The organism is Streptomyces sp. R818 (assembly GCF_056172735.1).
The window spans coordinates 1,417,657-1,432,028 of record NZ_JAOCNE010000003.1 but is presented as its reverse complement, the minus strand read 5'-3'; the positions used below and the strand labels follow the sequence as shown (position 1 = coordinate 1,432,028).

Here is a 14,372-nt window from a genome sequence, read left to right as displayed (position 1 = left end):
CGGTTATGCCTGCCGAAGCCGCCGCCGCGGCACCCCAAGTGGTCGAGTCTGTGTTTCCGCAGCTCGAAGCGCTGCTCCCGCATGTGCAGAAGCCGATCCAGTACGTCGGCGGAGAACTGAACTCCACGGTCAAGCCGTGGGAGTCCGCCGATGTCCGCTGGGCGCTGATGTACCCGGACGCGTACGAGGTCGGTCTGCCCAACCAGGGCGTCATGATCCTCTACGAGGTCCTGAACGAGCGCGAGGGCGTCCTCGCCGAGCGCACCTACAGCGTCTGGCCGGACCTCGAAGCGCTGATGCGCGAGCACCAGGTGCCGCAGTTCACGGTCGACTCGCACCGCCCGGTCAAGGCGTTCGACGTCTTCGGCCTGAGCTTCTCCACGGAGCTCGGCTACACGAACATGCTCACCGCGCTCGACCTGGCGGGCATTCCGCTGGAGTCCAAGGACCGTACGCTCGACGACCCGATCGTCCTCGCGGGCGGCCACGCGGCGTTCAACCCGGAGCCGATCGCGGACTTCATCGACGCGGCGGTCATCGGCGACGGCGAGCAGGCCGTCCTCGACATGACCGAGATCATCCGCGCGTGGAAGGCCGAGGGCCGGCCCGGCGGGCGCGAGGAGGTCCTGTTCCGCCTCGCGAGGACGGGCAACATCTACGTCCCGGCGTTCTACGACGTCGAGTACCTGCCCGACGGGCGGATCGGCCGCGTCGTGCCGAACAAGTCGGGCGTGCCGTGGCGGGTCTCCAAGCACACCGTCATGGACCTCGACGAGTGGCCCTACCCGAAGCAGCCGCTCGTCCCGCTCGCGGAGACGGTCCACGAGCGGATGTCCGTCGAGATCTTCCGCGGCTGCACCCGCGGCTGCCGCTTCTGCCAGGCCGGCATGATCACGCGCCCCGTGCGGGAGCGAAGCATCACCGGCATCGGCGAGATGGTCGAGAAGGGTCTGAAGGCGACCGGCTTCGAGGAGGTCGGCCTGCTCTCGCTCTCCTCCGCCGACCACACCGAGATCGGCGACATCGCCAAGGGCCTCGCGGACCGCTACGAGGAAGACAAGATCGGCCTCTCGCTCCCCTCCACCCGCGTCGACGCCTTCAACGTGGACCTGGCGAACGAGCTGACCCGCAACGGCCGCCGCTCGGGCCTCACCTTCGCCCCCGAGGGCGGCAGTGAGCGCATGCGCAAGGTCATCAACAAGATGGTCAGCGAGGAAGACCTCATCCGCACGGTCGCCACGGCCTACGGCAACGGCTGGCGCCAGGTGAAGCTGTACTTCATGTGCGGCCTCCCCACCGAGACCGACGAGGACGTCCTGCAGATCGCCGACATGGCGATGAACGTCATCCAGAAGGGCCGCGAGGTCTCCGGCGCCAACGACATCCGCTGCACGGTGTCGATCGGCGGCTTCGTCCCCAAGCCGCACACCCCGTTCCAGTGGGCGCCGCAGCTGTCGGCCGAGGAGACGGACGCCCGGCTCACCAAGCTCCGCGACAAGATCCGCGGCGACAAGAAGTACGGCCGCTCCATCGGCTTCCGCTACCACGACGGCAAGCCCGGCATCGTCGAGGGCCTCCTCTCCCGCGGCGACCGCCGCATCGGCGACGTCATCCGCGCGGTCTACGAGGACGGCGGCCGCTTCGACGGCTGGCGCGAGCACTTCAGCTACGACCGCTGGATGGAGTGCGCCGCGAAGACGCTCCCCGCCCACGGCGTGGACGTCGACTGGTACACGACGCGCGAGCGCACCTACGAGGAGGTCCTCCCCTGGGACCACCTCGACTCCGGCCTCGACAAGGACTGGCTCTGGGAGGACTGGCAGGACTCGCTCGACGAGACCGAGGTCGACGACTGCCGCTGGACCCCCTGCTTCGACTGCGGCGTCTGCCCGGCGATGGACACGTCCATCCAGGTGGGCCCGACGGGCAAGAAGCTGCTGCCGCTGAGCGTGGTCAAACCGGCTTGATGTGCGGCGATCCGTCCGGCTGAATCCCAGCCGGACGGTTCCAGGCAACGAGAGGCGCTCGGGCATCGGCCCGGGCGCCTTTCCGTCGTTGGGGCGCATCGAGGTACCGGAGTCGCGTCGCAGGGCCATTCGTTCAGCTCGTAAGGCCGAGATCCTGACGACGAACGGTGACTCGATCCGAGCCACTGCCGAAGGTCCGTTGCCACCTCCTGCGCCCGACTCGCTCATCTAGGTACAGATACTCAGCGCGAATCTGAGCACCCTCACGGACGTCACACGGCACAACAGTCTCGTACCGTCGGTCACGGACAAGTCGTCAGGTGTGGTAAGCGGTAGGTGCGGCAATGTCCCGAGCGGGCTCGGGACACGGGGAGGGAAGAGTACGTGGCGTGGGACGAATGGGAACAGCTCAAAACCGATGCCGCTGAACGGCGCACCACTCACACGCAGCTCAACAGCGCCTCGGCCGACGGCGGCTACACCACTCCGACCACCGGCGGTGGCGGCCCCGACCTTCTGATCACTGACACCCCGTGGACCGGTGCCGCTCGCGTCGCCGATGAGTTGCGCAGTTCTACAGATGCGGGTCTGGCCGAGCTGAGGAAGTCGGACGACGGTGTCGGCGGCGGCACGGAGGGGTTCGACTCCACGACCGCGCTGAAGGAGATCCAGCCGACGTGGGAAGCTCGCCTGACGGCGGTCCGCGACGAGTGCGAGCATCTGCACGGCATCCTCGGCAAGACGGGCAAGAAGTTCGGCGAGACCGACCACAGGGTCAAGGAAAAGGTCGGCGGCGTTCACACGCCCGGCCAGCCCGGCTGGGCCAGGTGATCTTGCGTGCCCACCTGGCAGCAACTGCGCGATCTGAAGATCACTGAATACGAGGACGCCGCCGACGGCTGGTCCAACGTCAGCAGCCGCTCCGACGCCTCCAGGGTCCGCGTGGACCAGGAGATGTCCATTCCTGTCCGCAGCACACAGAGAGGCGAGACACCGGACGCGGCTGTCGGCCGGCTCAATCAGCTCCGCGACAACTACCAGTACCTGCACAGCGAGTGCGGCCTGGTCCGCACCACCCTCAACGCGCTCGCCACCGAGCTGGCCGCGCCGCAGCGCAAACTCGCACACGCACTGGAGGACGCGGAGTCACTCGGCTTCACGGTCAACAGCGACGGCTCCGTCACCTACCCCAATCCGGTGCCGCTCGTTCCCGGGACCGACAAGGCCACGCCGGGTGCACAACCGCCGTTGTTGCCGGGCATGAGCGAGGGACAGGGCAACGGGAACAAGGCCAAGGCGGAGGACATCGCGGAACGCATCTCCAGGGCCGTCAGCGATGCGACCGAGATCGACAGCCGCTATGCCGGAGTACTGCGCAGACTCAAGGCCCCGGCAGGGCTGGCGGTCACCAAGGAGATGCTCGCGGACTCGGGGAAGGACATGCGGGCCGTCCAGCGGACCGCCGGCGACGTGGTCGCCATGGGCGACATCCCGCACGGCAAGAGCCCGGCGGAGAACAAGGCCTGGTGGGATCACCTCACTCAGGAGCAGCGCGACGAGTACGTGACGCTGTATCCGGCCCAGGTCGGCGCGCTCGACGGCATCCCGAGCATCGCCCGCGACACCTCGAACCGGATGGTGCTCGCGCAGACGATGGCGCAGACCCAGCTCGAACTGGACCAACTGCCGCTCAATCCACCCCAGTTCATCATGAAGGGCGACCCGCCCTCCTCGGTGGTGAACCCGGAGTGGCAGAAGTGGGTGACGCTCCAAGACCGGATGACGGGCATGCAGGCCATTCAGGGTCGCCTCGACACGAGCGGACTGCACGAGAAGGACGAGCAAAGCAACGCCCGGAGCGGGTTGCCGCAGGCATACCTTCTGGGCTTCAGTACCGAGGGCGACGGGCGCGCGATCGTCGCCACGGGCAACCCGGACACCGCCGACAACACGGCCGTCTACGTGCCGGGCACCGGGGCCAGTCTGGCGAACGCGCATGGTGACATCAATCGGATGTCGGAACTGTGGCGTGCTGCCAACACGGCTTCTCCCAGCCAGACCACTTCCACGATCACGTGGATCGGCTACGACGCCCCCGACCAGATTCCCAACGCCGCCGCCCGGCACTACGCCTATGAGGGAGCGCCTGCGCTCAACAGCTTGATGGACGGCTTGCAAACCGCCCAGGGCGGCCCGGATGCCAGCCACACCACGCTCGTCGGCCACAGCTACGGCACCACCACGGTCGGGGCCGCCGCGAAGATGCCGGGTCATATCGCTGCCGACGACATGGTCGTCGCCGGCAGTCCCGGCATGCTTGTCAGCGACGCTTCCCAACTGGATGTCGGAAGCGATCACGTGTGGTCGGAGGCGGCCCGGGACGACGCCGTGCCTCTCCTGGGCCAGGAAGCTCTGGGCGGTCGCAAGTGGGGTGTCTCGACGTGGCACGGGGTCCCGTACAACGCCGGACCGATCATCTCGATCCCCTCCGATGAATCCTTCGGAGCCCACCGCATGGACGTCGACACCTCTGGGCACAGCGGCTACTGGGACGCCGGTTCCGTGTCCTTGAACAATCAGGCCGCTGTGGTGGTCGGCAAGTACGGCAACGTGAAGGAATGACCGTGAATCCGCTCAGGAACCGCTCCGGCTCTCGGTGGGGCGCGCTCGCCGTCGCCGTCGCCGTGGCCCTTCCGCTTCTGTTGACAGGATGTTCCAAGGACGTGAAAGACGACCCCGGCAGCACGACGCCACCCCCCACGCTTCCCGTGGACGAGGCCCGCGAGAAGGCCAGCTCCCTCTCCAGTCAGATCCTCGACATGATCGCCATCAAGGACGGCAAGGTCACAGAGCCCGGGCCTGGTATCTCGACCTGCGGCGAAGATCCGGATCATCAGTACAAGACGCGTCACCCATGGTCGATCTACCAGGCCGCGCCTGAGGAGCTGAAAGCGGGCTTCCAGAGGCTGAAGGACGCGCTGCCTGACCACGGCTGGAAGATCGTCGACTACGGGCCCGACAGCAGCCCCAACAAGAACCTGGAGCTGACCGCGGACTCCACGACCGAACGGTTCTCCGTCAACGCATCGCTGCAGATCACCGGCGACTCCGGAGAAAAGGAACCGCTCCTCGTTGTCACGGTCGTCTCCGGCTGTTTCAAGGCCGCGGAGGGCGACGATCTGAACAAGGAGTACTAAGGGCACCCATCACGGTCCGGACCGTCGTTCCTGTGCGCGAGCGGCTACGCGGAGGGGCGGCCGGTTGACCAGCAACCGGCCGCCCCTTCGGCGTAAGCCCTGAAGCCCTGGTCCTGTGGCCTGATCGCTACTTGCTCACGGCGAAGCGCATCAGGGCGACCTCGTCGCCCTGCTTGATCTTGCCTGTCGTGTTGATGACCTCGAGCTTCCAGGCGCCGCCCGGGGCGCGGACCGCCTTGGCCACCGCGCAGCCGTTGTCCGTGCTCAGCATGGAGGGCCAGATGTCCGCGACCTGCTGGCTGCTGCCGCCCGTGGCGTCGTAGACCTTGATACTGACGTTGCGCGCCTTCTGGAAGGAGCTGCCCTTCTTGAACGCGGCGGCGATGAAGATGATCGCCGTGATGTTCTGCGGGATGCGCGCGAACTCGACGGTGACCGTCTCGTCGTCCCCGTCGCCCTTGCCCGTCTGGTTGTCACCCGAGTGCACCAGCGAGCCGTTGCCCAGCGGGTCGAGCGAGTCCAGGCCGGCCAGGCGCACCGGGTCCGCGCCCTGCATCGCGATGGCAATCAGGTCCAGGTCCGTGCCCTGCTTGCGGCGCAGGGCGCCCATGACGCCGCCGCTGCTCCCGGAGGTGGGGTCCCACGAGACCCCGATGGACAGGTGCGTCACCCCGTCCAGGTCCGCCGGGCCGTCTTCCTTCGTGAGCGTGATCATGCGGGGAGCCCCCTCGTAGTGGCGCTGGTTGCAGCGCTGATTTTGCCTTTTCCAGAAGGTCAACGTCCACGAGGCCGCGTGAGTGCCCGTGCGGCGGGAACCGGACGGGCCACGTGGACGTAGTCTTGGTAGCGGCACGACCGTACTCACGAAGGATCAGGACACTGGGCAAGCGACAGCCCGTAGGCCCGCCGCCCGCACCCGCGGTGCAGCGCATCCGACTGCGCTACACCAAGCGCGGCCGCCTCCGGTTCACCAGCCACCGAGACTTCCAGCGCGCCTTCGAGCGGGCGCTGCGCCGCGCCGAGGTGCCCATGGCGTACTCGGCGGGGTTCACGCCGCACCCGAAGGTGTCCTACGCCAATGCCGCACCCACCGGCACGGGCAGTGAGGCCGAGTACCTGGAGATAGCCCTCACCGCGGAGCGCGACCCCGACACGCTGAGGAAGCTGCTCGACGAGTCGATGCCCGTCGGCCTCGACATCGTCGACGCCGTCGAGGCCCGCACCTCGGGCCTCGCCGAGCGGCTCGCCGCCTCCGTGTGGGAGCTGCGGCTCGACGGAGTGAGCGTCGAGGAGGCCGGGCGCGCCGCGGAGGCGTTCCGGGCCGCCGAGACCGTCGAGGTCCAGCGGCGTACGAAGAACGGCATCCGCACGTTCGACGCCCGGGAGGCTGTAGCGAGTCTCGAGGCCGTCGATGCGCAGGTCGATAGGCCCGGTGACGGGGCTTGTGCGATACTGCGGCTGGTTGTTCGGCACGTGACGCCTGCCGTACGACCCGACGACGTCCTGTCCGGTCTCCGCGCCGTGGCTGACCTGGCGCCGCCGGTCCCCGCAGCGGTGACCAGGCTGGCGCAGGGGCCTTTCGATGAAGAGACCGGCACGGTGACCGACCCGCTCGCGCCCGACCGCGAGGCAGTCCAGGCCCCCCGACCGGAGGCCGCCGGAACTGCCACCGCGACGGCGTCTGCCGTGGAAGGTCCCGCGTAAGGCGGTCGTCGTAGCGCCGCCCTCGTACTCGGGAGCCACCTGGGTCGGGCAGCGCACCCACCCAAGGACTTTCGCCAGGCCGTACGTACATCGCGTACCGGAACCGGCGAGAACAGACAGAGAGCCCCCGTGCGGCGCCCGCGCCCCGGACCGGCGGCACCGCGCCAGACGCGCGAGCCGCAGGCGTCACCGGTCATCCGGATGAGGCGCGGCGCCCGGGGGCCGACGGGAGACACCCGCATGCCCGAGCAGAACGAAGCGACCAGCCCCGAACTGGACAGCCCCAGCGACACCCTGCCCCCGCGCCGTCGGCGCCGGGCCGCGTCGCGCCCCGCGGGCCCGCCCGCCGGTCAGGCCGCCGCTGTCGAGAACGCGCCGGCCATACCGGCCGCCGCCGCGGACGCCGAGTCCGAGACCGCCGCGCCCGCCTCCGAGGCCCCGGCGCAGGACGCCGCGCCCGCCGCCCGCCCGCGCCGCCGCGCCACCCGCCGCGCCTCCGCGCCGGCCGGTGCGCCCGCCGCCGCGTCCGTGCCGGACGAGGAGCAGGAAGACGTACAGGCCGTCGCCGCCGCGGCCACCCCGCAGGAGCTCGCCGAGCCCGCGGCCGAGGAGCCGGCGCCGCGCCGCAGCCGCCGCCGTTCCACGCGCGCCGTGTCGACGCCGGTCGCCGAGCCGGGGCATAGCGGTGACGCGCAGACCGGTGACGCGCAGACCGGTGACGCGCAGAGCACCGCGCAGGCCGCTCCCGCCGCCGGGACCGCGCCCGTCGCCGCGCCGGAAGCCGCGGCCGAGGCGCCCGCGCCGCGTCGTCGCCGTGCCACGCGTGCCGCGTCCGCGCCCACCGCCGAGGCCCAGGCCGAGCAGGCCGAGCAGGCCGCCCCCGCCGCCGAGCCCGAGGCCGCCGCCGAGGCGCCCGCGCCGCGTCGGCGCCGTGCCACGCGTGCCGCGTCCGCGCCCACCGCCGAGGCCCAGGCCGAGCAGGCCGCCGAGCAGCCCGCCGCCGAGCCGGAGGCCGCCGCGCCCGCCGCCGAGGAGCCCGCGCCGCGCCGCCGTCGCCGCGCCACCCGTACGGCCTCCGCGCCCACCGCCACCGCCGAGGCCCCCGTGGCCCCGGCGGTCGAGGAGGCCGCCGAGGCGCCGCAGGAGCCGGTCGCCGAGCAGCCCGCCGCCGAGGAGCCGGCCGAGGACGCCGCGCCGCGCCGCGCCCGCCGCCGTGCCACCCGCGCCGTCGCCGCCCCCGAGGCGCAGGCCGCCGAGCCGGTGGCGGAGCCCGCCGCGCAGGCCGAGCCCGCCGAGGAGCCCGCGCCGCGCGGCCGTCGCCGCGCCACCCGCAAGGCCGCCGGCGGCTTCGCCGAGCCGAAGGCCCAGCGGTCCGCGTCGAAGGGCCGCGAGGACGAGGGCGGGGGCCGTCCGAAGCGGCCCTCCGTCGCCGTCTTCCAGGCGCCCGTCTTCACCGAGCCGATGTTCCAGACGCCGGAGCGCGCCGCCGCCGCTGCCGCGGCCGAGGCCGCCGAGGAGAAGCCCGCGCCCGTCGAGCCCGCCGCCGGTGCCGCCGTCGTGGCCGCCGAGGAGGAGCAGGGGCCGCGCCGTCGCCGCCGCAGGCGCGCGAGCGACGAGCAGCAGCCCGTCGAGGCGGAGCCGCAGGTCGCCGCCGAGGAGCCCGCCGAGCCCGCCGAGGCGGACGAGCAGGGCGACGACCACGACGAGCAGGACACCGACACCGACAACGGTGACCGTCCGGCCCGGCGCCGCCGCCGCGGTGGCCGCCGCCGTCGCCGCGGCGAGTCCGCCGACGCCGAGAACGAGCAGGACGAGTCCGGCGAGACGGACTCCGACGACGCCGAGCAGGACGACTCCGCCGACACGGACGGGGACACCGCCGCCGACGGCGCGGACGGCCACGACGGGCAGGACGAGCACCACGGCCACGACGAGCGCGACGACAGCTCCGCCTCCGGGTCGAGCAGCAGCCGCCGTCGCCGTCGCCGCCGCCGTCGCGCCGGGGACGCCGCCCCCGAGAGCGAGCAGCACGGCGCCGACGACCCGGAGCGCACGGTCGTCAAGGTCCGTGAGCCCCGCAAGAAGGACAGCTTCGCCGAGCGCGAGCGCGCGTCGACCTCCTCGGACGAGGTGCAGTCCATCAAGGGCTCCACGCGTCTTGAGGCCAAGAAGCAGCGCCGCCGCGAGGGCCGCGAGCAGGGCCGCCGCCGCGTGCCGATCATCACCGAGGCCGAGTTCCTGGCGCGCCGCGAGGCCGTCGAGCGCGTGATGGTCGTCCGCCAGAACGGTGAGCGCACCCAGATCGGCGTCCTTGAGGACGACATCCTCGTCGAGCACTACGTCAACAAGGAGCAGTCGACCTCGTACGTCGGCAACGTCTACCTGGGCAAGGTCCAGAACGTGCTGCCGTCGATGGAGGCCGCCTTCATCGACATCGGCAAGGGCCGCAATGCCGTGCTCTACGCCGGTGAGGTCAACTTCGAGGCGCTCGGCATGGCCAACGGGCCGCGCCGCATCGAGACCGCGCTCAAGTCCGGCCAGTCCGTGCTCGTGCAGGTCACCAAGGACCCGATCGGCCACAAGGGCGCCCGCCTGACCAGCCAGATCTCGCTGCCCGGCCGCTACCTGGTCTACGTGCCCGAGGGCTCGATGACCGGCATCAGCCGCAAGCTGCCCGACACCGAGCGGGCGCGTCTGAAGACCATCCTCAAGAAGATCGTCCCCGAGGACGCGGGCGTCATCGTGCGCACCGCCGCCGAGGGCGCGAGCGAGGATGAGCTGCGCCGCGACGTCGAGCGTCTGCAGGCCCAGTGGGAGGACATCCAGAAGAAGTCCAAGCAGATCTCTACGTCGTCGCCGAGCCTGCTGTACGGCGAGCCGGACATGACGGTCCGCGTCGTGCGCGACATCTTCAACGAGGACTTCTCCAAGGTCATCGTCAGCGGTGACGACGCGTGGGAGACCATCCACGGCTACGTCAACCACGTGGCGCCCGACCTGGCCGACCGCCTGCAGCGGTGGACCAGCGAGGTCGACGTCTTCGCGACGTACCGGATCGACGAGCAGCTCGCCAAGGCGCTCGACCGCAAGGTGTGGCTGCCCTCCGGGGGCTCCCTGGTGATCGACAAGACCGAGGCGATGATCGTCATCGACGTCAACACCGGCAAGTTCACCGGCCAGGGCGGCAACCTCGAAGAGACCGTGACGAGGAACAACCTCGAGGCGGCCGAGGAGATCGTGCGCCAGCTGCGCCTGCGCGACCTGGGCGGCATCGTCGTCATCGACTTCATCGACATGGTCCTGGAGTCCAACCGCGACCTGGTCCTGCGCCGCATGCTCGAATGCCTGGGCCGCGACCGCACCAAGCACCAGGTCGCCGAGGTCACCTCGCTCGGCCTGGTCCAGATGACCCGTAAGCGCGTCGGCCAGGGCCTCCTGGAGTCCTTCTCCGAGACCTGTGTGCACTGCAACGGGCGCGGCGTCATCGTCCACATGGAGCAGCCGGTCTCCGGCGGCTCCAACGGCGGCAAGCGCAAGAAGCGCGGCCGCGGTGGCAACGGCGGCGAGCACGACCACGGCCACGACCACGGCCACGACCAGGGTCACGAGCACGAGACGCGGACCACCGCCGAGCCGGCCGAGACCGAGGCGGAGGTCGCCGCGGAGGCGGCCGCCCCCAAGGCGCTGACCGAGCCCGAGTTCGCCCCGGACGAGGAGCTGTACTCCAGCGCCGCCGAGGCGGAGGCCGCGGCGAGCCGTGGTGGCCGTTCGCGCCGCCGTGCCACGCGCCGCGCGTCGGCCCCGGCGGGCGCGCCCAAGGAGCCGGTGGCCGTCGAGGCCCCGGCCCCGGCGCCCGAGCCGGTCGTCGAGGCCCCGGCCCCGCAGGAGCCCGAGCCCGTGCAGCCCGAGCCCGTACAGCCCGAGCCCGTGCAGGAAGAGGCCCCCGCGCCGCGTTCGCGTCGTCGGGCCACGCGCAAGGCGACCGCGCCCGCCGGTGCCCCGAAGGCGTCCTCCGAGGAGGCCGCCGCGGTCACCGTCACCGAGCCCGTGAAGCCGGTGCAGGCCGAGGAGCCGGTCGCCGAGGCGCCCGCGCCCGTACAGGCCGAGCCCGCGCAGGAGGCTCCCGCGCCGCGTCCGCGCCGCCGTGCCGTCCGCAAGGCCACGGCGCCCACCGCGTCCGAGGAGGCGGCCGTCCTGGTCGTCCCGTCGGCCGCGGAGGAGGCCCCGAAGGCCGAGGCCGAGCCGTCGACGGAGTCGGGGACGGAGGCCGCCGACGAGGCGCCCGCCGCCAAGAAGACGGCCCGCAAGACGGCCAAGAAGGCGACGGCGAAGAAGGCCGCCACCAAGAAGACCGCGGCCAAGAAGACGGCAGCGAAGAAGACGACGGCCAAGAAGGCGGCGAAGACCACCACCGCCAAGAAGGCGACCGCGAAGAAGACCGCGGCGGCCGGGCAGCAGACGCCGCCCTCCGTCTCGGCCGCGGCCGACGAAGCCTGAGCCGGCCGACGGCCCTGTACCGCGGCGCACCGCCGCGGTACAGGGCCGTCGCCCTTCCCCGGAAGGGCCGGTTTGACCCTTGTCGGGGCGGACCCGTAATCTTGACCGTCGGCGTGTCCATCGATACGCCGCACTCCCGTAAACCTTCTTCCTCCGGGCGCATCCCCCTGGGATTCCCCGGAGAGGCCGCACCCGTGCGGCTGGACTGCGGGAGTCCCGTTCCGAGCGAAAGAGAGATCCGCGTGTACGCCATCGTGCGCAGCGGTGGTCGCCAGCACAAGGTTGCTGTCGACGACATCGTTGAGGTTGACAAGATCCCCACGGCCAAGGTTGGCGACACCGTAGAGCTCTCTACGCTGCTCGTTGTCGACGGCGACGCCGTGACCAGCGACCCGTGGGTGCTGGCCGGGATCAAGGTCCAGGCCGAGGTCGTGGACCACCACAAGGGTGCGAAGATCGACATCCTTCGCTACAAGAACAAGACCGGCTACCGCCGTCGTCAGGGCCACCGCCAGCAGTACACGGCGATCAAGGTCACTGAGATCCCCGCGGCTGCGAAGTAAGGGTAGGGACTGAGACATGGCACACAAGAAGGGCGCATCGTCCACTCGGAACGGGCGCGACTCCAATGCTCAGCGGCTCGGCGTGAAGCGCTTCGGCGGCCAGACCGTCAACGCCGGTGAGATCCTGGTCCGCCAGCGCGGCACCCACTTCCACCCGGGCAACGGCGTGGGTCGTGGCAAGGACGACACGCTGTTCGCGCTCGACGCCGGTGCGGTGGAGTTCGGTACCCACCGTGGCCGCAAGGTCGTGAACATCGTTCCGGTCGCCGCCTGACGGGCGTAGCAGACCAGTTCTTTTCGCGAGGCGGACCTCACTTCCCCCTGGGGAAGCGGGTCCGCCTTTCGCGTGTTGCCCATGGATGCAGCACGCTGTAGTAACCACGTACGTTTCTGGAGGCACTGACCAATGACCACCTTCGTGGACCGCGTCGAACTGCATGTCGCCGCGGGTAGCGGAGGCCACGGCTGTGCCTCCGTCCACCGTGAGAAGTTCAAGCCGCTCGGCGGCCCGGACGGCGGCAACGGCGGCCGTGGCGGCGACGTCATCCTGGTCGTGGACCAGTCGGTGACGACGCTCCTCGACTATCACCACTCGCCGCACCGCAAGGCCACCGCGGGCCGGCCCGGCGAGGGCGGCAACCGCTCCGGCAAGGACGGCGAGGACCTGGTCCTGCCCGTCCCGGACGGCACCGTCGTCCTCGACAAGCAGGGCAACGTGCTCGCGGACCTCGTCGGCCAGGGCACGACGTTCGTCGCCGCCCAGGGCGGACGCGGCGGCCTCGGCAACGCGGCGCTCGCCTCGGCCCGCCGCAAGGCCCCCGGCTTCGCCCTCCTCGGCATCCCGGGCGACCTGCGCGACGTCGTCCTCGAACTGAAGACGGTCGCCGACGTCGCCCTGGTGGGCTACCCGAGCGCCGGCAAGTCGTCGCTGATCTCGGTGCTCTCGGCCGCCAAGCCGAAGATCGCCGACTACCCCTTCACGACGCTGGTCCCGAACCTCGGCGTCGTCACCGCGGGCTCGACGGTCTACACGATCGCCGACGTCCCCGGCCTCATCCCGGGTGCCAGCCAGGGCAAGGGCCTGGGCCTGGAGTTCCTGCGCCACGTCGAGCGCTGCTCCGTCCTCGTGCACGTCCTGGACACGGCGACGCTGGAGTCCGACCGCGACCCCGTCTCCGACCTCGACGTCATCGAGGCCGAGCTGCGCGAGTACGGCGCGGGCCTGGAGAACCGGCCGCGCCTCGTCGTCCTCAACAAGATCGACGTGCCCGACGGCCAGGACCTCGCCGAAATGGTCAGGCCCGACCTGGAAGAGCGCGGCTACCGCGTCTTCGAGGTCTCCGCCGTCGCCCACAAGGGCCTCAAGGAGCTGTCCTTCGCGCTCGCCGAGCTGGTGGGCGCCGCGCGCGCCGCGAAGCCGAAGGAGGAGGCGACCCGCATCATCATCCGCCCGAAGGCCGTGGACGACTCCGGCTTCACCGTCACCCGCGAGGAGGTCGACGGCGAGCCGCTGTTCCGTGTGCGCGGCGAGAAGCCGGAGCGCTGGGTGCGCCAGACCGACTTCAACAACGACGAGGCCGTCGGCTACCTCGCCGACCGGCTCAGCCGCCTCGGCGTCGAGGACCAGCTGATGAAGGCGGGCGCGCGCAACGGCGACGGCGTCGCCATCGGCCCCGAGGAGAACGCGGTCGTCTTCGACTGGGAGCCCACCATGATGGCGGGCGCCGAGATGCTCGGCCGCCGCGGTGAGGACCACCGCATGGAGGCCCCGCGTCCGGCCGCCCAGCGCCGCCGCGACCGGCAGGCGGAGCGGGACGAGGCGGAGCAGGCGTACGACGAGTTCAAGCCCTTCTAGGGCCTGACAGCCGTATCAGGGCCTGGCAGCAGCAGGGCCCGACAGCCGTACGGGAGAAGGCCCGGGGAGATCAACTCCCCGGGCCCTCTCCCGTACGCGTACGCGGGTACTACGCGGTCAGCGCGTCCGCGTCCTCGGACTCCGGGGCCGTCTCCGAGGCGACCGCGTCGGCGACCTGCTCCTCGACGGAGTCCTCACGCTGCGCGGGGATCTCCGTGTCGCCGCGCGCCGCCATCCGGGCGCGGCGCTCGTCGGCCCGCCCGCACAGGGCGCGCACGGCGCCGTTGAAGCGGTCGATGGAGGGCGGGTCCGTCGGGCCCAGGAGCTGCTCCTTGAGCTCAAGACGGGCCTCGCTGTACACGTCGTCGCTCTCGCCGCGCACGGCCGCGAGAAGGGCGGGCACGTCCTTCGCGTCCGGCGCGAGGATCGTCGCGGCGCTGACCGTCGGGAAACCGGCGCGGAACTCGGCCTCGGTGAGCCCTGAGGTGTTGGCGACGGCGTACGGCTTCTCGCTGGCCAGCCAGTCCGAGACGACCGAGGAGACGTCGGAGATGAGGACGTCGGCCTGGTTGAAGCAGGTGAAGATCGC

The 14,372-nt window shown here is 71.1% G+C and carries 10 protein-coding genes and 1 pseudogene; 9 read left to right on the top strand and 2 right to left on the bottom strand.

Features of this window, described 5'->3' with window-relative positions; translation table 11 throughout:
• The first annotated feature begins 5 nt into the window (after positions 1-5).
• The 4 genes from N5I75_RS11625 (at position 6) to N5I75_RS11610 (ending at position 5,164) form a co-directional block, all read left to right on the top strand.
• Positions 6-1,967, top strand: coding sequence for a TIGR03960 family B12-binding radical SAM protein (locus tag N5I75_RS11625; RefSeq protein WP_476676625.1), 1,962 nt, complete (start codon positions 6-8; stop codon positions 1,965-1,967).
• 384 nt (positions 1,968-2,351) lie between these two features.
• Positions 2,352-2,798, top strand: a complete 447-nt coding sequence (locus N5I75_RS11620; protein ID WP_476676624.1) for a hypothetical protein — start codon at positions 2,352-2,354, stop codon at positions 2,796-2,798.
• Positions 2,799-2,804: 6 nt separating this feature from the next.
• The gene (locus tag N5I75_RS11615) at positions 2,805-4,589 is read left to right on the top strand and encodes an alpha/beta hydrolase (RefSeq protein WP_476676623.1); all 1,785 of its coding nucleotides are present in this window, start codon (positions 2,805-2,807) and stop codon (positions 4,587-4,589) included.
• Positions 4,586-5,164: a hypothetical protein gene (locus N5I75_RS11610; protein WP_476676622.1), complete on the top strand. Its 579-nt coding sequence runs from the start codon at positions 4,586-4,588 to the stop codon at positions 5,162-5,164. Before N5I75_RS11615 ends, N5I75_RS11610 begins: the two co-directional genes overlap by 4 nt.
• Before the next feature lie 127 nt (positions 5,165-5,291).
• Here the strand turns inward: N5I75_RS11610 and N5I75_RS11605 are convergent, their stop codons facing one another.
• Positions 5,292-5,879: a TerD family protein gene (locus N5I75_RS11605; RefSeq protein WP_476676621.1), complete on the bottom strand. Its 588-nt coding sequence runs from the start codon at positions 5,877-5,879 to the stop codon at positions 5,292-5,294.
• A 206-nt stretch (positions 5,880-6,085) separates the two neighbouring features.
• Between N5I75_RS11605 and N5I75_RS11600 the strand changes: the two genes are divergently transcribed.
• The 5 genes from N5I75_RS11600 (at position 6,086) to obgE (ending at position 13,783) form a co-directional block, all read left to right on the top strand.
• Positions 6,086-6,868, top strand: coding sequence for a TIGR03936 family radical SAM-associated protein (locus N5I75_RS11600; RefSeq protein WP_476676620.1), 783 nt, complete (start codon positions 6,086-6,088; stop codon positions 6,866-6,868).
• A gap of 240 nt (positions 6,869-7,108) precedes the next feature.
• Positions 7,109-11,365, top strand: coding sequence for an Rne/Rng family ribonuclease (locus N5I75_RS11595; RefSeq protein WP_476676619.1), 4,257 nt, complete (start codon positions 7,109-7,111; stop codon positions 11,363-11,365).
• A gap of 242 nt (positions 11,366-11,607) precedes the next feature.
• Positions 11,608-11,928 (top strand): 50S ribosomal protein L21, encoded by a 321-nt coding sequence (gene rplU / locus N5I75_RS11590; RefSeq protein WP_361075264.1) that lies wholly within the window; start codon positions 11,608-11,610, stop codon positions 11,926-11,928.
• Between the two features lie 16 nt (positions 11,929-11,944).
• Positions 11,945-12,202 (top strand): 50S ribosomal protein L27, encoded by a 258-nt coding sequence (gene rpmA, locus N5I75_RS11585; RefSeq protein WP_026245994.1) that lies wholly within the window; start codon positions 11,945-11,947, stop codon positions 12,200-12,202.
• A gap of 132 nt (positions 12,203-12,334) precedes the next feature.
• On the top strand, positions 12,335-13,783 hold the full coding sequence (obgE, locus tag N5I75_RS11580; RefSeq protein ID WP_476676618.1) for a GTPase ObgE: 1,449 nt from the start codon (positions 12,335-12,337) through the stop codon (positions 13,781-13,783).
• 109 nt (positions 13,784-13,892) lie between these two features.
• Here obgE and N5I75_RS11575 read toward each other — a convergent pair.
• Positions 13,893-14,372: pseudogene (locus N5I75_RS11575) on the bottom strand (hypothetical protein); the annotation flags it as partial.